The sequence below is a fragment of the Flavobacterium sp. genome (assembly GCF_013823965.1).
Lineage (GTDB): Bacteria > Bacteroidota > Bacteroidia > Flavobacteriales > Flavobacteriaceae > Flavobacterium.
The window spans coordinates 1-21921 of sequence record NZ_PNNA01000022.1 but is presented as its reverse complement, the minus strand read 5'-3'; the positions used below and the strand labels follow the sequence as shown (position 1 = coordinate 21921).

Here is a 21921-nt window from a genome sequence, read left to right as displayed (position 1 = left end):
TTTTTGTTATTATCTTTCTATAGGCCAGATTTTCGGAATCGTAATAATATTTTACTTTCGCCATATTTTAAAATACCCTATTTTTGCACATCGTAAAAAGGTTAGTCGAACAAATTTAATAAATGTTTCATTTCTCACACCCTTTTTTCAATAATAAATATTTTAATGTGCCTTTTCCAGCTATTCGTTGCAAGTTCTCGTCTTGAAATCCTTTTTTCTAATGAGCCAGCAGGAGCTTCTTCCAGTCGCTCTGCTACCTCAAGAAAAAATAAATTTCAAAACTTCGAAGCTTTCCACTACTATCTGGGGCAGAAAAAGTTGATTCGTTGGTATGGTTATTCGTTTTCCGACACAACCAAATTATCAATTAACCAAATAACCGAATAAACAATAAAAATGAAATCACAAGACGTACGCAAACAATTTCTGGATTTTTTCGAAAGCAAAGGGCATTTAATTGTTCCATCAGCGCCAATAGTGCTAAAAAACGATCCAACCCTGATGTTCAACAACTCGGGAATGGCACAGTTCAAGGAATATTTTTTGGGCAACGGAACACCAAAAAGCAAAAGAATTGCCGATACTCAAAAATGTCTTCGAGTTTCAGGAAAACACAACGATTTAGAGGAAGTGGGAATCGATACTTACCACCACACGATGTTCGAAATGTTGGGCAACTGGTCTTTTGGTGATTATTTCAAAAAAGAAGCCATCAACTGGGCCTGGGAATTGTTGACCGAAGTGTATAAAATTCCAAAAGATATCCTCTACGTTTCTGTTTTTGAAGGAAACCCGGCAGAAAATGTGCCTTTTGACCAAGAAGCCTATGATATTTGGAAAACCTTAATTTCAGAAGACCGCATTATTCTTGGAAACAAGAAAGACAATTTCTGGGAAATGGGTGATCAAGGACCTTGCGGACCTTGTTCCGAAATTCACGTGGACATTCGTTCTGCTGAAGAAAAAGCCTTGGTTTCAGGAAAATCATTGGTAAACAACGACCACCCACATGTTGTAGAGATTTGGAACAACGTATTTATGGAATTCAACCGTAAAGCCGATGGTTCGTTAGAAAAATTGCCGGCACAGCACGTAGATACCGGAATGGGATTCGAAAGACTTTGCATGGTTTTGCAAGGCGTTCAGTCTAATTACGATACCGATGTTTTTACGCCAATCATCAAGGAAATCGAAGTAATTACTGGAGCAAAATATACCATTAAAGCTTCAAATAAAGAAGAAGATAAGGTAAACATCGCCATCCGTGTCATCGCGGATCACGTTCGTGCGGTTGCTTTCGCTATAGCCGATGGTCAATTGCCGTCCAATACGGGTGCGGGATACGTAATTCGTAGAATTTTACGTCGTGCCATTCGATACGGCTTTACGTTTTTGGGAACAAAAGAACCTTTTATATATAAATTGGTCGAAACTTTGAGCGCACAAATGGGCGGTTCTTTTCCGGAAATAAAATCACAAAAGACACTTTGTGCCAACGTGATTCGAGAAGAAGAAAATTCTTTTTTAAGAACATTGGATCAAGGTTTGGTTTTGTTGGAAAACATCATTGCCAATTCAAAAGACACTGTTATTTCAGGGAAAAAAGCGTTCGAATTATTCGACACTTATGGATTTCCAATCGACTTGACAGCTTTGATTTTATCTGAAAAAGGATTGAGTCTGGACGAAGCCGCTTTCGAATCGGAATTGCAAAAACAAAAAGAGCGTTCTCGTGCTGCATCCAAAGTAAAAGCTGGTGATTGGAACATTTTGTTGGATGACGAAGAGCAGGAATTCATTGGATATGATTATACCGAAGCAAGAGTAAAAATCACCCGTTACAGAAAAGTGGAAAGTGTAAAAGACGGCGAAATTTATCAATTGGTTTTTAATATGACGCCTTTTTATCCAGAAGGAGGAGGGCAAGTAGGAGATGCAGGTGTTCTAGAAACTGCAAACGGAGATGTCATTTATATAATTGATACTAAAAAGGAAAACAACTTGGTAATGCATTTTACAAAAGAATTACCGGCCAATTTAACCGAAATTTTTAAAGTAGTCGTTGGTCCTGATCTTAGACGCAAATCGGCTGCGAATCATAGTGCCACCCACTTGATGCACCAAGCCTTGCGAAGTATTTTGGGAACACACGTGGAGCAAAAAGGGTCGTTGGTGAATCCAAATTATTTGCGTTTTGACTTCTCACATTTTTCTAAAATGACAGAGGACGAATTGAGCCAAGTGGAAGATTTTGTAAATGCCAGAATTAAAGAACAATTGCCTTTAATCGAAAGAAGAAGCATCCCAATCCAGCAAGCTTTAGACGAAGGTGCAATGGCGTTGTTTGGAGAAAAATATGGTGATGCCGTTCGTGCCATTAAATTTGGCGAAAGTATGGAACTTTGTGGAGGAATCCACGTAAGTAATACTGCCGAAATTTGGCATTTCAAGATTATTTCCGAGGGAGCTGTTGCGGCAGGAATTCGCCGTATCGAAGCCATTACCAGCGATGCTGTAAAAGCCTATTTTGAATTGCAGGAAAACACCTTGACCGAGGTTAAAACGGCACTGAAAAATCCTCAAGACGTGATGAAAGCTGTTCATTCCTTGCTCGATGAAAATGCAAAATTGAAGTCGCAAATCGAACTTTTGATGAAGGATAAAGTCAACAACATGAAAGCAAACCTGATTTCAGAATTGCAAGAAATAAACGGAATTCAATTCTTGGCAAAACAAGTCGAATTGAGTCCTGAAGGGGCAAAAGATTTGGCTTATGAGTTGGGAACGGTTGGCAATAATATGTTCCTGGTTTTGGCAACAGCCGAGGAAGGAAAACCAATGTTGAGTTGTTTCATTTCCAAAGAATTAGTTGCCGAGAAAAACTTGAATGCCGGAGCAGTGGTTCGTGAATTAGGAAAATTTATTCAAGGAGGCGGAGGTGGTCAACCATTTTTTGCAACCGCTGGAGGTAAAAACGAAGCAGGAATCCAGGAAGCATTGTCCAAAGCATTCGATTTTGTGAAGTAATCAATAGATGATGAATTAAATTAAACTGTTTCGCAACAAAATGAACTGCCCCCAATAAGTTAGGCACTATTTGGGGGTATTTTTATGGAAAGAAAAGTTAAGTTCGATTACCAATGTAAATTTCGCTGTGTAAATGAAATTTCAAGAAAACATCAAACAATAATTTCTATAGCCGAAGAAAATGAGTAAGGAAAAACCAGTCATAAAGAATGGATTTGTAGTGATTTTGCATTTGGAAATGAGGGTTTATCGCAATACAGGCAAACTTTAGATTTGGATTTAAGGTCTGTATATTTTGTATTAATTATTGGTTGTTATTTTTTTAATTCTACTATTTCGATAGAATTTATAAAATAAATTGATTTTTCCTTGGTGGTATGAAAAATAGTTTGCAAATTTGCCTCATCAAAATAAAAAGACAAATGAAATTAAATCCTAACAATATGTGTAAAATGATGCCGGATTCCTCCGCGGGGATGCTATTGTAGTTTTTTGAAATATACGAATAGTACCTCTGCAAACCGCAGGGGTTTTTTTATGGCAAAATCGAATTAAACCAAGTAAAACAGAAAACCATTTTAGAAATTAATCAGTAATAAAAACCAATAATTAATAATGAAAAAATCAAAAAGAATTTTAGCAATAACTTTGGGCTTAATAGCCTTTTCAAATAGTTACGGTCAGCAAAATAAAAAAGAAAATGACACTATTAAGAAAACCGAATTGTCAGAAATAACCATAATTGGTACCAGAAGTAAAAACAGGATTGGTACAGAGGTTCCAGTTCCCATTGATATTTTAAACATAACCGAGATAACCAAAGGATCGCCTCAAACAAGTATCACGCAAATTTTAAATTATGTAGCCCCATCGTTTACCAGTAATCCCACATCAACTGCCGATGGAACGGATCACGTTGATCCAGCGCAATTAAGAGGTTTGGGGCCTGACCAAGTCCTGATTCTTGTAAACGGTAAACGAAGACATACCAGCGCATTGGTAAACATCAATGGTTCTCCAGGACGAGGGTCTGTAGGCACGGACTTGAATGCCATTCCTTCTTATGCCATAGAAAGAATTGAAGTTTTAAGAGATGGTGCTGCGGCTCAATACGGTTCAGATGCAATTGCCGGAGTGATAAACATAGTATTGAAAAAGAATGCCAATTATATTTCTGGAAACATTCAATATGGCGGTAATTTGTCTTCTGGATCCAATAATTTTAAAGGTGGAATTGACGGGCAATCTTTGCAATTGGATTTAAATTATGGAACTGCACTAGGGAAGCCGGGAAGCTTTTTAAACCTCACGGGTTCAGCAGTTACAAGAGGTGCCACAAGCAGGGCTGGAATCAGGAACAATGCTATTTTGAATGCTTACAATGCTGTTGAATATCGAGCTGCACAAGACGGAGTTCAAATCAACTCTTTGTTCAGTAATATTAACAACACGGCAAATTCGGCCCAAATTATTAGTACATTAAAGCAATATGCGCCACAAGTAAGTTATTTTACAACAGCTCAACAATCTGCCATTTCATCGGCTGCAACAATTGGTCAAATACAAACGGCATTAAATTTTGACGTGACCAATAATGAATTGGGTTTTAGAAACCAACAAAGAAGTGATTATAACATGAGTGTTGGTCAGTCTGAATTGGCTACAGGACAATTGTATTACAATTTGAAATATCCAATAAATGAGATTTCGACTTTATATTCTTTCGGTGGAGCTTCCTACAGAAATGGTAAATCGTATGCCTTTAACCGACTTCCAAATGGTTCAAGTACTTTTACTCAAGTGTATGCCAACGGTTTTTTGCCGGAAATAGAGTCTAGTATTTTAGATGTTTCCTCTGCTTTGGGAGTCAGTACAAAATTGTTTGGATTTGACACCGACATCAGTACTAATTTAGGATCAAACTCGTTTCAGTATGATATAAACAATACCATCAATGCGACTTTGGGAACAAATTCGCCAACCAGTTTTGATGCAGGAAAGGTATCTTTTTTGCAAAGTACAACCAATTTGGATTTGACTAAAAAGTACGATGTTCTAAAAGGAATCAATGTGGCTTTTGGCGGAGAATTCAGATATGAAAATTATCAAATCAAAGCTGGAGAAGTTGCTTCTTATGGCTTATACGATACAAATGGAAATGCAGTTGTTGGAACTTTGCCAAGTAATTCACCATTAATAGTAACCGATTTTTTTGGAAATAAGCGCGGAGCTGGAGCACAAGGATTCTCCGGATTTCAACCTTCTGACGCCAAAGAAAAGTCCAGAAATAGTGTTGCTGCTTACGTAGATTTAGAATTAAATGCCACCGAAAAATGGTTGGTAAATGGCGCTTTGCGTTATGAAAATTATTCCGATTTTGGAAACACGGCTACCTTTAAGTTAGCGTCTCTTTTGAAATTAAATGACAATATCAATTGGAGAATTTCTGCGCAAACTGGGTTTAGGGCACCATCATTGCAACAAAAATATTTTGAAAGCAGCTCCACCCAATTTATTAATGGTTCTCCATATCAAGTAGGGTATTTTACCAATGATTCTGCTGCTGCCAAGAGTATTGGTGTAGAAGAATTGAAAGCGGAAACCTCTAAAAGTGGGAGCACGGGATTTACTTTTAAAATTCCATCGGTCAATTTGACGATAGCCACAGATGCTTATTTCATAAGAATTGATGACCGAATCGTTTTAACCGGACAATATGCAAGACCCACAAATGCACAAATACTTGCGGCAACAACACCTGCTCAAAATGCGGCATTGACTTCATTTCAAACAGCATTTGATTTGAAAGGTGTGGAAAGAGCTTCATTTTGGACCAACGGAATTAATTCGGAATCCAAAGGAATTGATTTGGTTATTTCCCATAAATACGATGTTATTCCTGATTTTGTCATCAGAAATGATTTTGCTTTAAGCTATAATGTGACACAAAGAGTTGGCGCTGTAAATGTCCCTCAATCTATTGTAGACGCTGGTGGTGAACCTTATAAATATTCCTTTTTTCCAGAATCAAGCAGGGTTTATTTAGAGGAAGCAATTCCAAAATTGAAAGCCAACTTGATGACTACTTTTAGTGTTAAAAAAATAGATATTTACTTGAGAAACAGTTATTTTGGAGCCGTAACCGATCCTGGTGCAACAGATGTGAATTTAGATGGATATTCTTCAGTTTATGAGCATCCTGAATACAGCAGCAAATTAGTTACCGATTTGTCTGTGGGGTATCAAATTTCGAAAAATTTTAGAGCAACCATTGGAGCCAATAATATTGGAGATGTGTATCCAGACCGAAACAATCCCGCGACTCCAGCATTTGCCAATACAACTCCAACACTTTCGCCTTCGCCAAGTACTGATTTAAGCAATGCAAATCAGTTTGCTTATTCTAGGGCAGTTTCACAATATGGTTTGAATGGTAGGTTCGCTTTTGCACGTTTGAGTTTTAAGTTTTAAACAAATGTAAAAATATTCAAAAAAAGACTTTTGGTTAGTTTTGGTTGTTTTTTGCTGTCTCCAATTTGATAAGATTGGAGGCAGTTTTTTAAAGAAATACTTATGAATAATATAGAAAAAATAGATCTTTTTAACTTTGATTTGGAATTGGGAAAACGTAATCCCTATCTTTCTTTGTTATATCAAGTTTTTGGCCAGCCTATTGGCCAGGCGCCAGTAATTGTCGTGAATCATTCTTTAACGGGAAACTCTAATGTTTGCGGTGAAAATGGATGGTGGAACGGAATGGTAGGTCAAGGAAAAACCATAGACACCAATTATTTTACCGTAATTGTTTTTAATATTCCTGGAAATGGTTACGACAATATTTTGGCAAATCTAATTGAAAATTATAGAGATTATACTGTTCGAGACATTGCCAGAATATTTTGGGAAGGATTATTTTTCTTGAAAATCAAAAATGTTTTTGCTGTCATTGGCGGGAGTTTAGGCGGAGCAATTGCATGGGAAATGGCCGTATTGCAGCCCGATAAAATCGAAAATCTTATTCCTATTGCCACGGATTGGAAAGCTACGGATTGGGTTATTGCCAATGTTTTAATTCAAGACCAAATTCTAAACAATTCAGACGATCCAATTGTGGATGCTCGATTGCATGCAACATTGTTGTATCGAACGCCAGAATATGTCAATCAAAGATTTCAAAGAAATAAACTAGACGATTTGTCTAAATCACAAATCGAATACTGGTTGTTTGACCACGGGTTCAAATTAAAAAGCAGGTATCGATTGGCCGCTTACAAACTGATGAATCATTTGCTTAAAACCATTGATATTACGCGCAACAGAAAAGATTTTTTAACTGTTGCCAATGCAATTCAATCAAACATACATATTGTTACGGTTGACACAGATTGTTTGTTTATTGCTGACGAAAGCCGCAAAACGTATCGTGGTTTGATTAACATAAAACAAAATGTTTTTTATCATCAAATTCAATCTATTCACGGCCATGATGCTTTTTTGGTTGAATTCAATCAATTATCAAACATTTTGAATCCCATTTTGTACAACCAAAAATTGATAGATTTTGCCAGCGCCTAGATTTTTTTGAACTGGAAAATTGCTTGTTGAATCGAGTAATTATAAGCAAAAAAAAACTTCTCAATTTCTTGAGAAGTTTTGTGGGCGATGAGGGGTTCGAACCCCCGACCCCCTCGGTGTAAACGAGGTGCTCTGAACCAGCTGAGCTAATCGCCCTTTCGGGTTGCAATGTCTTGCGTTATTGCGAGTGCAAATATACATCACTTTTTTACATTTGCAAGCAAAAAAACGAAAAAATTATAAAATTTCTGCAACTACAAAGGTGCTTCCGCCAAGATAGATGAAGTCTGTTTTTGAAGCGTTTTGCAATGCTTGATGGTAAGATTCTGAAACAGAATTATATACTTCTCCTTTTAAATTAAAATGGGCTGCTTTTTCTTTTAGAATTTGTGCATCCAGTCCGCGAGGAATATTGGATTTGCAGAAATAATAAATCGCATCAGTAGGGAATAATGGCAAGACTTCATCCAAGTCTTTGTCGTTTACAACGCCTAAAACAATGTGCAAAGTATCGTATTTCTCTTTTTGGATTTGTTTCATCACTATTTCCAATCCATTTTTGTTGTGTGCCGTATCGCAAATTATTTTTGGGGACTCGCCGAGTTGTTGCCATCTTCCCTCAAGTCCCGTGTTTTTTACTACATTCAATAAACCCGATTTGATATCTGTTTCATAAATTTTGAATTCCTTTTGGGAATTTACAACGGCAATGGTTTGCAAGACGGTTTTTTTGTTGTGGACTTGGTAATCGCCCAGTAAAACAGATGGATAGTTTTGCGAAATCAAATCGGAAGCAAAAAATATTTCAGAATTAGTTGCAGCGGCTTTCGCCAAGAAAACCGGTTTTGTTTCATTGGTATATTCTCCTATGACTACAGGAATTCCCGGTTTGATGATTCCTGCTTTTTCATAAGCGATAGCTTCTGGAGTGTTTCCCAGAAATTGGGTGTGGTCTAATGCGATATTGGTAATTACGGAAATCAATGGCGTTATAATATTGGTGGCGTCCAATCTTCCGCCCATTCCCACTTCAATGATGGCAATGTCTACTTTTTCTTTGGCAAAATAATCGAAAGCCAAGCCTACGGTCATTTCGAAAAAACTCATGTCATTGGTTTCAAAAAAAGCTTTGTTTTTATTAATGAAATCACAAACAAAATCTTCAGAAATTTTGATTCCGTTGATTTTGATACGTTCCCTGTAATCTTTTAAATGTGGAGACGTGTAAAGCCCCACTTTGTAACCGGCTTCTTGAAGTATTGATGCCAACATGTGCGAAGTGGAACCTTTACCGTTGGTTCCCGCAACGTGGATGCATTTCAGTTTTTGTTGTGGATTGTCAAGATGATTGGCCAGCAAATAGGCGTTGGTCAAATCTTTTTTATAAGCCGAAGCGCCCTGAAGTTGGTACATCGGCAATTGATTAAACATCCAATTTATGGTTTCTTGATAGTTCATTTTTCTAATAAATAGTTGTTGGTTAAAATATTTTCCGATTTTTTTAGTTTAATAGTGGATCGAAAAGTATCTTTGATTGCAAAATTGAAATAATTTTTAGAATTAATGTGTAAAATAATAATATATGTTTAGTTTAATACAATTACAAGCCGACACCATAGCAAATGCCGCATCAAACGTAGTCATTGAAAAAATTGCTCCAAATGCCGAAATCTCGGTTTTAGAATTTATTTTAAAAGGAGGTTTCTTCTTGATTCCAATTTCAATATTGTTGTTTTATACTTTTTATTTGATTATTGAACGCTATTTGTACATTCATAAAGCTTCTAAAATTGATGTGCTTTTGATGCGTGACGTGAGAGACAATCTTCATTCTGGAAAACTCGATATGGCACGCTCCATTGCGGAAAGAAGCAATACCTCCTCGGGAAATGTTATAAAAGAGGGAATTCTTGTCATTGGAAGACCAATTGTAGAGATTGAATCGAATATGGACCGCGCTGCCGATATCGAAATTGGCGAAATGGAAAAGCATTTGGGACAACTCGGATTGATAGCCGGAATCGCGCCAACACTAGGATTTATTGGAACAATTTCCGGAGTTATCAAAATATTTTACAGTATTTCGGTTACGGAGAACATCAGTATTGGTAATATTTCTGGAGGTTTGTACGAAAAAATGATTAGTAGTGGTGCCGGATTGTTGGTTGGTATTATTGCTTACAGTGCTTACCACTTATTGAACGGAAAGATTGATAATTTTGCTTTGAAAATCCAAAAGCAAATATTGGAATTTGTAAATATTATTCAAAAAGCATAGCGATGTCCATAAAACGAAAAAGAAGATTCCACGCCGAAGTCGCCACGTCTTCGTTGAGTGACATTATGTTTTTTTTGTTGTTGTTTTTCTTGATTATATCCACTTTGGCGAATCCAAACGTGATTAAAATGACATTGCCCAAAGCCAAATCCAACGAGAAAACAAACAAACAATATATTAGTTTGTCCGTTACCGAGGACAAGAAATTTTACATTGACAAACAGCCCGTTCCTTTCGAAGAGCTTGAAACTACTTTGATGTCAAAAATGAATACCGAAAAAGACCAAACCGTTATCGTAAGAATCCCATTCAACTTGCAGGTCCAGGATTTGGTTGACGTTTTGCAAATTGGCGTAAAAAACAATCTGAAATTTGTTATTGCCACTAGTCCGAAATAATAGTATTTTGAGAGATACTCAAAGCCATTTCATAAAAAAATGCCTCGTTAATTCGAGGCATTTTTTATTTATTTTGTCGTCTAATTTGCTTAAATTAAATCCGTTTTAATTCAAATTGAAATTATAAACAATCTTGCCCACTTGTTTTTCCGGCGCATCGCTGCTGGCATCCCATCGTGTATTCATTGCGGCAATTCGGGCTTGGTCTAGCAAGCATTTTGCCGTATTGGTAGTTCCTTTTATTCCGGCAATGGCATTTGTTGTTTTGCCATTTCTATCCACGGACACTTCCACAACAACTTTCCCTTCCTCGTTACAAGTGTATTTTGGAGCAGGTTTAGAAATTGCTTTTCGGTTTCCTAACGAATAACCACTTCCGTTTCCAGAACCTCCACCATTTCCGGCTCCATAACCGCTTCCGTTACCAATGCCGTTGCCAGTTCCATTTCCTCCACCGGTTCCGCCTCCAGAACCTCCTGTTCCGTAATAATCGTTGGAACTTAAACTTCCGTTGGCTTTTCCTTTGTTTCCGGCTGTTTTGTCATTGCCATCGCCGCCTTTATTGGAGCCTTTCATAATGCTTGACAAAGCATCATTGGTATTGTTGGAAACTTTTGGTTTCGCCGCAACGACAGGTTTGGGTTCTTCTTTTAAAACAGGTTTCGGTTTTAATGATTTTTCTTTCTGCGGAATCACCACGCTTTCTGCGGTAGTGTTTTCTTGAGATAGGATTGACTCTTCCGGAGTTGCTTTTGTTGGAGTTTGTTTAGCTTGATTTTTCACTTCTAAAATCTCGCTTTTATAATTTGCACCCGAACCCAAATCGCTGTCACCAAAATTAACGGTAACTCCACCGCCGCCACCGCCACCAGTCAATTCTTCCAAGTTGGCAGGCGGCCAAAATCGGATGAAGAATAAAATCAATAATAGGATTCCAAATAATAGGGTCGCCATTAACAAAGATTTTTTTTGGTCTGAAGAATGGGTGGAATTCATTTGTTGTTTAAAATTTATAAAGCGTATTGGGTTTAAAAACGTTGAAAAGTACTAAAAATTGTTGTTTAATGAAATGTTTATGGCTTGCTTTTTAAGGTTAATTTCAAACTTGAAAATCCAATTATTCCCGCTGTCAAGGAAGAAAGCAGAATGATGAATTTAGCATTGTTGATAATGGTGGAGTCGTCAAAAGCCAATAAAGTCACAAAAATAGACATCGTGAAACCTATTCCTCCCAAAAATCCCACGCCAATTATTGATTTCCAATTCAAATCGCTCGGAAGTTGGCAAATTCCTGATTTTACCGCCAAGAAACTCAATGCGAAAATCCCAAGAGGTTTTCCAACGATGAGTCCCAATGCTATACCAATACTGTAATGTTGGGTCAGAATTTCGCCCATATTCGAACTCAAAATGATTGCCGTATTGGCCAATGCAAAAATGGGAAGTATGATAAAAGCAACTGGTTTATGAAGGAAATGCTGCAAAATAAAAGAAGTCGATTTTTTATTTCCGTTTCCAAAAGGAATTGCAAAAGCCAATAAAACTCCAGTAATAGTGGCGTGAACTCCCGAATTTAGCATAAAATACCACATCACAACACCACCAATCAAGTATGGAATCAAGTTTCTAACTTTCATCCGGTTGAAGATTAATAGCAAAACAAAAATTCCCAATGCAATCAAGAGATTGTTCCAAAAAAGTGTTTTAGTATAAAATATCGCAATGACCAAAATTGCTCCCAAATCATCAATTACAGCCAATGCAGTCAAGAATATTTTTAATGAAGTGGGAACTCTATTGCCCAACAATGATAAAATTCCCAAGGCAAAAGCAATATCAGTCGCCATGGGAATTCCTGCTCCAGATTGTGTGTTTGTGCCAAAATTGAAAAATAAATACAAAGCTGCCGGAACGAGCATTCCGCCAATCGCGCCAAAAATGGGCAAAAGAGCATTTTTAATATTGGACAATTCTCCTAGATAGACTTCTCTTTCCAATTCTAAACCAATCAGTAAAAAAAAGATGACCATAAGTCCATCGTTTACCCAATATTCGATAGGTTGTCCAGCAAAGTTGGTGTGCCAAAAATGTAAATATCCAGAACTGAAAACAGAATTTGCCAAGACCAATGAGATTAAAGTACAGGCTATTAGGATAAGTCCGCCAGCTTTTTCACTTTCGAAAAAATCTTTAAATAGTTTTGTGGATTTTATGTTTTTCTGTTGTTTCATTCTTTTAATATCAGTTTGCGAGTTGTGAATCATTGCCAAACTATTTGCCAGTATTCAACCATTTTTGTCAAGCAAATTCAAAGATTATTTGCAAAGCTAGAGTTTGGTAAAAGTACGTAATTTATATTCAAGTTAAATTTCGAATTTTCGACTGGGGGTTAAAATCATTCTTTTTGGTAATTTAAAACCCAATGATTTCGGAAAGTTTTGTTGGTAAAATCTAAAGCAGTTAATTCGTTTAACAAATCGGATTTTTTTTCATTTCGGGAAATTTTTAGCGAGGTTTCTGGTATTATTACGATAACGTTGTAGTTATTTTTTTTCAGTGGTCAAATTTATCAATCTAAATTGAAAATTTCATAATAAAAAAGTACCTTTGAGCATATTTTTATAACAAAAACCAACATTTATTTTATATTATTATGGATTTTAATCTAACCGAAGAACAATTAATGGTGCAACAAGCCGCCAGAGATTTTGCCCAAAATGACCTTTTGCCAGGTGTAATTGAAAGAGATGAAAAGCAGATTTTTCCCGCCGAACAAATAAAAAAAATGGGAGAACTTGGATTTATGGGAATGATGGTCGATCCAAAATACGGAGGAAGCGGACTCGATACAATTTCGTATGTACTGGCGATGGAGGAAATTTCTAAAGTAGATGCTTCGGCTTCGGTGGTGATGTCCGTAAATAATTCGCTTGTTTGCTGGGGTTTGCAGGCTTTTGGAACCGAAGAACAAAAACAACAATGGTTGCCGCTTTTGGCTTCTGGCCAAATTCACGGTGCTTTTTGTTTGAGTGAGCCTGAAGCGGGAAGTGATGCGACTTCACAAAAAACAACTGCCATCGATAAAGGCGACCATTATCTAGTAAATGGAACCAAAAACTGGATTACCAACGGAAATACAGCTTCGTTTTATATCGTCATTGCCCAAACGGATACCGATAAAAAACACAAAGGAATTAATGCTTTGATTATGACCAAGGATATGCCCGGTTTTTCTATTGGTCCCAAAGAACACAAAATGGGAATTCGTGGTTCAGACACGCATTCTTTGATGTTTAACGATGTAAAAGTGCCAAAAGAAAACAGAATTGGCGAGGATGGATTTGGTTTCAAATTTGCGATGAAAACCTTGGCTGGAGGAAGAATCGGAATTGCCGCGCAAGCTTTGGGAATAGCTTCAGGTGCTTATGAATTAGCGCTTAAATATTCGAAAGAACGCAAGGCTTTTGGCACGGAAATTTGCAATCATCAAGCTATTGCTTTTAAATTGGCTGATATGGCGGTTAATATTGAAGCGGCTCGTCATCTTTGTTTAAAAGCGGCTTGGGACAAAGACAATCACCATAATTACGATATAAGCGGAGCAATGGCCAAACTTTTTGCCTCGCAAACGGCTATGGATACGGCTGTCGAAGCAGTCCAAATTCACGGTGGAAACGGTTATGTTCGCGAATATCATGTAGAACGAATGATGCGCGATGCCAAGATTACCCAAATCTATGAAGGCACTTCCGAAATTCAGAAAATCGTTATTTCCCGAAGTATTATCGCTGGATAAAGAAACTTTGTTTTATGTAAAAACCTTTCAGAATTATAAAATCCTGAAAGGTTTTTTGTTTTATAAAAGTGATTTTAGCTTAAAAAAATTAGTTTGTCGTTAGAGCAGGTTTGTTCATGTCGTAAGCCAAAATATAATAGTAGTTATTGTTGAACGTGAAGTCGGCAATGATGGTCCATTTTAGTTTTTCGGTGTGTGCTTTTAATGAAGGAGCGTTGGTTTTGTTGATGAAAGTCAAACTCAATGGATATTTTTTCACCATTTGGGTTCTCATCAATTCAAACAATGAGTTAATCAATCCTTTTCCCCTGTATTTTTTTTCGATGCAAATTGGCCCGTATTGAAAACTGGTCGTTGAATTTATTTCAAAATCCAAGAATTTAAGTTCAGGAAATAAGCTGATCATGTGTCCGAAAATTGGCCATTGGCTGAAAAATTGCCAACTTTCGGCAAAAATATAAGCGATTATTTTGTTGTTGTCCTTGGCTATAAACAAACCTTGGTTGCGGATAACGTGAGTAAGTTGTTCTACAGAAAAAGGTGTGGTGACGAATCCAGATTTCTTTTCTTCTTCGGATAAATTTGAAACCAAATAGGATTCCTGTAAAGCCAAAACCCCTTTTATATCCTCTAATTTTGCTAGTTGTAATTCTAAATTTTTAGTCATTTCATTGCGTTCAAAAGTGGGTGAATTCTTGTTCAAAATTAAGGAAAATTATAGCAATCCTAAATTTTTATATTTGAAGAATCGCTGGCATTAAAACCCTTTTTTTAAAGATTTTGCTTATTTTCGCTTTATGAAAAATATCATTATTACCGGAACTTCCAGGGGAATAGGTCACGAATTGGCTTTGCAGTTTGCCAATGCCGGACACAATGTGTTGGCCATTTCCAGAAAAACGCCCCAAGACCTTATTGAAAACGAAAACATCACTTGCCTTTCCATCGATTTATCCAATGAAAATGAAATGCAAAAAGTGGAAAGTTTTCTTTCCGATTCTTGGAAAAAAGTAGACATCATCATTCACAACGCAGGCAGTTTGTTGCTGAAACCTTTTATGGAAACTTCCCAAGAAGATTTCGAAAACATTTATAAAGTCAATGTTTTTGGCGTGGCCAATTTGACTCGTGTTTGTGTGCCGTATTTGCAAAAAGGAAGTCACGTGGTGACCATCAGTTCGATGGGAGGAATACAAGGAAGCCTCAAGTTTGCTGGATTGGCGGCCTACAGTTCCAGTAAAGGAGCGGTAATTACCCTATCGGAATTATTGGCGGAAGAATACATGGAAAGAGGAATTTCGTTCAATGTTTTAGCACTTGGAGCAGTCCAAACCGAGATGTTGCAAGAAGCATTTCCGGGTTATGAAGCACCGATTTCGGCAAAAGAAATGGCCCATTATATTTTCGATTTTGCCCTAACCGGAAATAAATACTACAACGGAAAAGTGTTGCAAGTTTCATCAACAAACCCTTAATTAAACTAATATTTTGTCTTCCCGAGCGCAGTCGAGGGATTTTTTATAAATGAGCGAAACCCTTTCAAAATATCTTCCGGAACACGCAGTAAAACCAGTTTTTGAACTGATTGTAGTCAATCAAGTTCATTTGAAAATTGTGAACGAACGCGTGACCCGTCACGGTGATTATCGAAAAGGACCCAGCGGAAAACACGAAATAACGGTTAACGCCAGCTTGAATAAATACAAATTTTTGATTACGCTGATTCACGAAATATCGCATTTGGTGGCTTTCGAAAAATTTGGACGCAACATCAAACCCCACGGAAACGAGTGGAAATATTCTTTTCAGCGATTGATGATTCCGTTTATTCGTCCAGAGATTTTTCCCGGTCATTTGTTGCCTTTGTTGGCTAGACACTTCAAAAATCCATCTGCAAGCAGTGATACTGACGCCACTTTGTCATTGGCGCTCAAGCAGTTTGACATTCGAAACGATAAAAATTATATCTTTGAAATTCCTTATGGCGGTATTTTCAGGATTCACAATGGCAAAATTTTCAAGAAAGGAGCCATAAGAACCAAACGTTTCGAATGTGTGGAAGTGAGTTCAGGAAGAACCTATCTTTTTAATCCAAATGCCGAAGTAGAATTATTGCCAAGTTGATTATCTTTGCCACGCTAAAAACAAAAGAGCCAGCACTCTAAAGATTATGAATAAAAATTATTACGCCATTATTATGGCCGGTGGAGTCGGTTCCCGATTTTGGCCTGTAAGCACAACAGAATTTCCAAAGCAGTTTCACGATATGCTTGGTGCGGGTGAAACCCTGATTCAGAAGACCTTCAGCCGATTGTCGAAATTGATTCCGGTGGAGAACATTTTAGTTTTGACCAACGAAAATTATAATTCCATTGTATTGGAACAATTGCCAATGATGAAGCAAGAACAAGTATTGCTAGAACCGGCAATGAGAAACACGGCTCCGTGCATTTTATATGCTTCCCTTAAAATTCAGAAACAAAATCCGGACGCCGTTATGGTCGTGGCGCCCAGCGATCACTGGATTGAAGACGAAAATGCGTTTGCAGCCAACTTGCAGCAATGTTTTGATTTTTGTGCCAACGAAAATGCATTGATGACGCTTGGAATCCAACCAACTTTTCCCAATACTGGTTTTGGTTACATCGAATATGATAAAACGGATTCCAGTCCAATAAAAAAAGTATCACAATTTCGAGAAAAACCGGATTATGAAACGGCCAAATCGTTCTTGAAAAGCGGTAATTTCTTGTGGAACGGTGGTATTTTTATTTGGAGCGTCAAAACCATAACCGAAGCTTTCGAGAAATTTCAACCACAAATGAATTCCTTGTTTCTTAAAGGCTTTGAAAGTTATAATACAGCTTCCGAAAAATCTTTTATAGAAGAAAATTACGCCTTGGCCGAAAATGTTTCGATTGATTATGCCGTGATGGAAAGTGCCCAAAATGTTTATGTTCTTCCAGCCACTTTCGATTGGAATGACCTTGGAACTTGGGGATCGTTACATGAAAAATTAGATAAGGACGAAAATAACAATGCAGTCGTAAATGCTAAGGTTTTGCTGAAAAATTCTTCAAGCAATATCATCAGCACTGCCAAAGATAAGTTAGTAATTATTGATGGTTTGGAGGATTTTATCATTGTGGATAAAGACAATGTTTTGTTGATTTATCCCAAAAGCAAGGAACAGGAAATAAAAGCGGTTGTCAGTCAACTAAAAAAAGCGGAATCTTAATTCCGCTTTTTTTTATCCTTTTAAATAAGCTTCTCTCACTTTTTTAAACAAGTTTGAGGAGTAAACAAAGTCGACGATGGCTTCGTTGTCGGTTCTGAAGATTTCTTCTTTAGTTCCTTCCCATTCTTTAAAACCATTTTTTAGAAAAATAATTTTTTCTCCAATTTCCATCACAGAGTTCATGTCGTGCGTATTAACTACGGTGGTAATGTTATATTCTTCGGTAATTTCCTTGATAAGATTGTCAATCAACGTAGCCGTGTTGGGGTCTAATCCTGAATTGGGTTCGTCACAAAACAAGTATTTGGGATTGTTTACAATAGCACGGGCAATGGCGACACGTTTTTGCATTCCTCCTGAAATTTCCGAAGGTAATTTATGGTGCGCATTGACAAGATTTACTCTTTTTAAAACAAAATCAACGCGATCTTGAATTTTATGTTTGTCATCATTGGTAAACATTTTGAGCGGGAAACCCACATTTTCAGATACGGTCATTGAATCAAACAAAGCACTTCCTTGAAAAAGCATTCCAATTTCTGTTCGTAATTCTCTTTTTTCTTCGTTGCTGAGGTCGGAATAAATTCTGCCGTCAAAAGAAATGGTTCCCACTTCTGGCGTAAAAATCCCCAATAATGATTTCAATAAAACTGTTTTTCCCGAGCCACTTTGACCAATGATTAGATTGGTTTTTCCTGTTTCGAAAACAGCGGAAACGCCTTTAAGAATTTTGGTGTCACCAAATGATTTCTCTATATTTTTTATTTCTATCATTAGGTCAACATTAATTGAGTTAAGATATAATTCATCAAAATAATCGTAACCGATGTCCAAACAAATGCCACGGTGCTGGCTTTACCCACTTCAAGTGCGCCGCCTTTCATGTAATAACCGTGAAATGATGGAATGGTAGCCAGTAATATGGCAAAAACAAAAGCTTTGATGAAAGCATAGGAAACGTGAAATGGAACAAAATTAATTTGAATACCATTAATAAAATCATTGCTTGTGGCAAAACCACCATAAACTGCCGCAATATATCCGCCAAAAACGCCCAAAAACATGCTTATTCCAATCACGAATGGATAGAGCAGAATGGCAACAAGTTTTGGAAACACAAGATAATTCAACGAATTCACGCCCATGACTTCCAGCGCGTCAATTTGCTCAGTAACCCGCATCGATCCAATGCTTGACGTTATGAAAGAACCCATTTTTCCGGCCATGATTATGGAAATAAATGTTGGGGCAAACTCCAATATTACGGATTCTCGCGTGGCATAACCAATGATGGTTTTTGGAATTAACGGATTGTCCAAGTTCAATGCAGTTTGAATAGAAACAACTCCACCCACAAAAAAGGAAATGAAAGCCACAATTCCGAGTGATCCAATAATTAAATCATCAATTTCTTTGAAGATAAGCACTCTCATCACGGACCATTTGGTCTGCTTACTGAAGATTTCTTTCCACATTAAAAAATATTTCCCGATTTGGGATAAATAGCGAAGGAGCATCATAGTTTTTAAATATTGTCAAAAATACTAAGAAGTTGCGAGTTATAAGTTATGAGTTATGAGTTTTAACTTAAAACAATTTCTCCTTCATTTTCTGCAAACGGTATTTTCGAATGAATTTAGCTTGTTCTGGATTGACCAAAATGGTTTTTTTGGCTGATTTAGCTTTCCAAAAACCTTGAATGTAATCTAGAAAAAGAAGTGGTTTTTTCTTCATCATTGCCAGTTTTGCCGAAGCAATTGCGGTTATAAAAAATCCGTAACCCAAGCTGTAAAAAGCTTCTCCTTGTTTGTAACGAGCCGTTTTATTGTAGTTGGCACCGGTTGGTTTGAGGTGTTTTACGTGCAAGCTTTCATCGGTAACGACTTTCCAATTGTAGAATTTGCAAAGCAATTCGTCCACAGTGTCCCAACCCATGGCGGGTTTCAAACCTCCAATTTGCTGGAAAGTTGCTTTTCTATAGGCTTTGAGTGCCCCTCGAATATGGTCTTTGTCGGTCAGGTTTTCCAGAATCCAATCGCCATTTTTCTCTATGTAACAGAATCCGCCCGCCATTCCAATGGTTGAATCAGATTCAAAATGTTTGATGACGGTTTCGAAATAATTCGGGGGAAAAATTAAATCGGCATCCAGTTTTACAATGAAGTCATAGTCTTCGTCCAATGTTTCGAAGCCTTTTTGAAAAGCTTGAATCACCTTGCTTCCCGGCAAATGTATCGTTTCGGAAGTTTTGTTTACCAAAGTGATAAACGGATTTTCTTTGGCGAATTCCAAAACAATTTCGGCAGTTTTGTCCGTGGAATTGTCGTTGACCACCACAATTTTTGAAGGCAAAACAGTTTGCGAAATCAAGGATTGCAAGGTCAAAGGGATTAGAGCTTCTTCGTTGTAGGACGGAATGACGATGTAATATTTCATTAGCTTTGTTCAAAGCATTGTCAAAATTTTTAACTTTGACAATGATATTTATTTTACCTTTTCAGCGTAAACAATATAATATCTTGGAGTGAAAAAACGCAAAAGTGGACGAAAACCAATTTTCTTTACTGGATGCGTAAATTTTTCCCTGTCGATGATTTTCCAGCCTGTTTTTTCTAATAACCAGTCCAATTGCCAATCTTCAAATTCGTGGTAATGTCTATCCCACATATCGGTCTTGCTGCGATATGCCGGGGAAAACCACAAGCGCAACGGAATTGAAATCAGTAATTTATCGCATTTCACGTTTTCTAAAACGGTGTACGGATTCAATAAATGTTCGAAGATTTCAAAAGCGGTAAAAACAGAGTAATTTTCGTTTTGCAATGCCGCTTGATTGTTGTCGATGTCTTCGCCTGTAGTGTTTTTTACGGTGTATCCATTTTCAACCATTATTTTGGAAAAAGGATTGGGAACGCCCAAATCGAATATGGTTTCGGAAGTGGCTACGTGTTTTTGTAAAAATTCTAAAGTATGCTTGAATCTTTTATTGGGAAATGTTTTTTCGTACATGGTCTTTGTGAGAAACGAAATAATCTTTCGTTCATAAGTTTAATTAGGCTGCAAATTTACAAAGTTTAAGGTTTAAAGTTTCAAAAAAACTTTAAACCTTAAACTCTAGACTTTTTTGCTTATTTTAATATCGATACACAAAAGCGTTGATGTTCATTCCTGCCCCAACGGAGGCGAAGATAAGAATGTCTCCTTTGTGTAGTTCTTGATTTTCGATTTTTCCTCGAATCAACAAATCCAAAAGAGTTGGAACTGTCGCCACGCTACTGTTGCCTAATTCGTGAATACTCATCGGCATAATGTCTTTGGGAACAGATTTGCCGTATAATTTGTAAAAACGGTGAATGATGGCTTCATCCATTTTTTCGTTGGCTTGGTGAATCAGGATTTTTTTTACGTCGTCAATTCCTAATCCGCTTTGGTCTAGACAATTTTTCATTGCTGCAGGAACATTGCTTAATGCAAATTCGTAGATTTTTCGACCATACATTTTGATGTATTTTGTGTCTTCTTTTTCTAAATCGGGATTGTATGATTTTCCAAAGAATAAATAACCGGATTCATCGTAGGCATAAGTGGCACTCTCATAAGACAACATTCCAGTTTCGTCATTCGAAGCTTCGATTATTGCTGCTCCAGAACCGTCGGAATAAATCATGGAATCCCTGTCGTGTGGATCGACAACTCTCGAAAGGGTTTCGCCTCCAATTACCAAACAGCGTTTTGCCATGCCGGATTGAATGAAAGCATTGGCCTGAAGCACGCCTTCTATCCATCCTGGACAACCAAAAAGAATGTCATAGGCCACGCATTTTGGGTTTTTTATTTGCAATTTATGTTTGACGCGAGTGGCTAAACTGGGGATAATGTCGGATTGTTTTGAACCGTATTTTACATCTCCAAAATTGTGTGCAAAAATGATGTAATCAATGGTTTCGGGATCTATTCTGGCATTTTCAATTGCTTTTATCGAAGCCAAAAAAGCCAAATCAGAAGCACATTGATCCTTTGCTGCGTATCGTCTTTTTTCGATTCCTGTAATGCTTTTAAATTTTTGGATTACAACTTCATTTGGATACCCAAATGGACTGCCGTCTTCATTCAAAAAAACGTGTTTATTAAAATCAGCATTGGCAACTTTCATTTCTGGAATATAACTTCCTATTCCGCTTATTTTTATTTTCATTAGAAATTTTTTATAAAAAATGTACGCTAATTTAAAGATAAAAATTGTAGGTTTTTTAAAAATCTACAATTTTATTTTCATTACTGTAGCAATAGACAAGGCTCTTGTTTTCATGTTTTCGGCAATTTGCCCTTCAAAATTTTCTTCAATTGTAGTATTGAAATAGTGAAGCCAAATGGCAAAATGTTCTTCCGAGAGTTTTATTTTTTGATTCAAATCCAAATGAATTTGCAACACATTTTTTCCGTAGTTGCCGGTATCAAAAAGAATTTGTTCCCAGAAATCAACAAGATCCAATAAATGGGGAGCTAAATCTATTTTTGCCACCTCGTTAAAAATGAAACTGATTTTGCTGTCGGCAAGTAATTTCAAATAGAATTCACTCATCAATAAATGCAAATCTTCGCGTGTTTG

19 protein-coding genes and 1 tRNA gene are annotated in these 21921 nt (G+C 37.0%); 9 read left to right on the top strand and 11 right to left on the bottom strand.

What is annotated here, in order from left to right; translation table 11 throughout:
* Positions 1-396: 396 nt before the first annotated feature.
* The 3 genes from alaS (at position 397) to C0430_RS02555 (ending at position 7602) form a co-directional block, all read left to right on the top strand.
* Complete coding sequence (gene alaS / locus C0430_RS02565; RefSeq protein ID WP_290865164.1) at positions 397-3027, top strand: alanine--tRNA ligase; 2631 nt, start codon at positions 397-399, stop codon at positions 3025-3027.
* Between the two features lie 615 nt (positions 3028-3642).
* On the top strand, positions 3643-6498 hold the full coding sequence (locus C0430_RS02560) for a TonB-dependent receptor (RefSeq protein WP_290865162.1): 2856 nt from the start codon (positions 3643-3645) through the stop codon (positions 6496-6498).
* A gap of 102 nt (positions 6499-6600) precedes the next feature.
* Positions 6601-7602: an alpha/beta fold hydrolase gene (locus tag C0430_RS02555; protein WP_290865160.1), complete on the top strand. Its 1002-nt coding sequence runs from the start codon at positions 6601-6603 to the stop codon at positions 7600-7602.
* Positions 7603-7683: 81 nt separating this feature from the next.
* Here the strand turns inward: C0430_RS02555 and C0430_RS02550 are convergent.
* Positions 7684-7758: transfer RNA gene (locus C0430_RS02550), tRNA-Val, on the bottom strand.
* Positions 7759-7839: 81 nt separating this feature from the next.
* The gene (locus C0430_RS02545) at positions 7840-9060 is read right to left on the bottom strand and encodes a folylpolyglutamate synthase/dihydrofolate synthase family protein (protein ID WP_290865158.1); all 1221 of its coding nucleotides are present in this window, start codon (positions 9058-9060) and stop codon (positions 7840-7842) included.
* 124 nt (positions 9061-9184) lie between these two features.
* Here C0430_RS02545 and C0430_RS02540 point away from each other — a divergent pair, with 124 nt between their 5' ends.
* A complete protein-coding gene (locus tag C0430_RS02540) occupies positions 9185-9880 on the top strand; it encodes a MotA/TolQ/ExbB proton channel family protein (RefSeq protein ID WP_290865156.1) in 696 nt (231 codons plus the stop codon).
* Between the two features lie 2 nt (positions 9881-9882).
* Positions 9883-10278, top strand: a complete 396-nt coding sequence (locus C0430_RS02535; protein ID WP_290865154.1) for a biopolymer transporter ExbD — start codon at positions 9883-9885, stop codon at positions 10276-10278.
* Positions 10279-10383: 105 nt separating this feature from the next.
* Here C0430_RS02535 and C0430_RS02530 read toward each other — a convergent pair whose 3' ends face one another.
* Positions 10384-11274 carry an energy transducer TonB gene (locus tag C0430_RS02530; RefSeq protein WP_290865153.1) on the bottom strand — a complete coding sequence of 297 codons (891 nt, stop codon included), beginning with the start codon at positions 11272-11274 and terminating at the stop codon, positions 10384-10386.
* Positions 11275-11351: 77 nt separating this feature from the next.
* Positions 11352-12491 (bottom strand): Na+/H+ antiporter NhaA, encoded by a 1140-nt coding sequence (nhaA, locus tag C0430_RS02525; RefSeq protein ID WP_290865166.1) that lies wholly within the window; start codon positions 12489-12491, stop codon positions 11352-11354.
* Positions 12492-12931: 440 nt separating this feature from the next.
* Between nhaA and C0430_RS02520 the strand changes: the two genes are divergently transcribed.
* Positions 12932-14074, top strand: coding sequence for an acyl-CoA dehydrogenase (locus C0430_RS02520; protein ID WP_290865151.1), 1143 nt, complete (start codon positions 12932-12934; stop codon positions 14072-14074).
* A gap of 88 nt (positions 14075-14162) precedes the next feature.
* On the opposite strand, the gene C0430_RS02515 is transcribed toward C0430_RS02520, so the two are convergent.
* On the bottom strand, positions 14163-14741 hold the full coding sequence (locus C0430_RS02515) for a GNAT family acetyltransferase (protein ID WP_290865149.1): 579 nt from the start codon (positions 14739-14741) through the stop codon (positions 14163-14165).
* Positions 14742-14871: 130 nt separating this feature from the next.
* Between C0430_RS02515 and C0430_RS02510 the strand changes: the two genes are divergently transcribed.
* From C0430_RS02510 to C0430_RS02500, 3 genes are read left to right on the top strand one after another with little or no spacing between them, the layout of a single operon-like run.
* Complete coding sequence (locus C0430_RS02510; protein ID WP_290865147.1) at positions 14872-15549, top strand: SDR family oxidoreductase; 678 nt, start codon at positions 14872-14874, stop codon at positions 15547-15549.
* 49 nt (positions 15550-15598) lie between these two features.
* Positions 15599-16198 carry a SprT-like domain-containing protein gene (locus C0430_RS02505; RefSeq protein WP_290865144.1) on the top strand — a complete coding sequence of 200 codons (600 nt, stop codon included), beginning with the start codon at positions 15599-15601 and terminating at the stop codon, positions 16196-16198.
* A gap of 46 nt (positions 16199-16244) precedes the next feature.
* On the top strand, positions 16245-17312 hold the full coding sequence (locus C0430_RS02500) for a mannose-1-phosphate guanylyltransferase (protein WP_290865142.1): 1068 nt from the start codon (positions 16245-16247) through the stop codon (positions 17310-17312).
* A gap of 12 nt (positions 17313-17324) precedes the next feature.
* Here C0430_RS02500 and C0430_RS02495 read toward each other — a convergent pair whose 3' ends face one another.
* The 6 genes from C0430_RS02495 to C0430_RS02470 form a co-directional block, all read right to left on the bottom strand.
* The gene (locus C0430_RS02495; RefSeq protein ID WP_290865140.1) at positions 17325-18086 is read right to left on the bottom strand and encodes an ATP-binding cassette domain-containing protein; all 762 of its coding nucleotides are present in this window, start codon (positions 18084-18086) and stop codon (positions 17325-17327) included.
* Positions 18086-18832 (bottom strand): ABC transporter permease, encoded by a 747-nt coding sequence (locus C0430_RS02490; protein WP_290865138.1) that lies wholly within the window; start codon positions 18830-18832, stop codon positions 18086-18088. Before C0430_RS02490 ends, C0430_RS02495 begins: the two co-directional genes overlap by 1 nt.
* Positions 18833-18899: 67 nt before the next feature.
* Positions 18900-19748, bottom strand: coding sequence for a glycosyltransferase family A protein (locus tag C0430_RS02485; protein ID WP_290865137.1), 849 nt, complete (start codon positions 19746-19748; stop codon positions 18900-18902).
* A 48-nt stretch (positions 19749-19796) separates the two neighbouring features.
* The gene (locus C0430_RS02480; RefSeq protein WP_290865135.1) at positions 19797-20321 is read right to left on the bottom strand and encodes a methyltransferase; all 525 of its coding nucleotides are present in this window, start codon (positions 20319-20321) and stop codon (positions 19797-19799) included.
* 124 nt (positions 20322-20445) lie between these two features.
* Positions 20446-21507 (bottom strand): 3-oxoacyl-ACP synthase III family protein, encoded by a 1062-nt coding sequence (locus tag C0430_RS02475; RefSeq protein ID WP_290865133.1) that lies wholly within the window; start codon positions 21505-21507, stop codon positions 20446-20448.
* Positions 21508-21570: 63 nt separating this feature from the next.
* A partial coding sequence (locus C0430_RS02470; RefSeq protein ID WP_290865131.1) for a group III truncated hemoglobin occupies positions 21571-21921 on the bottom strand: 351 nt, incomplete at its 5' end.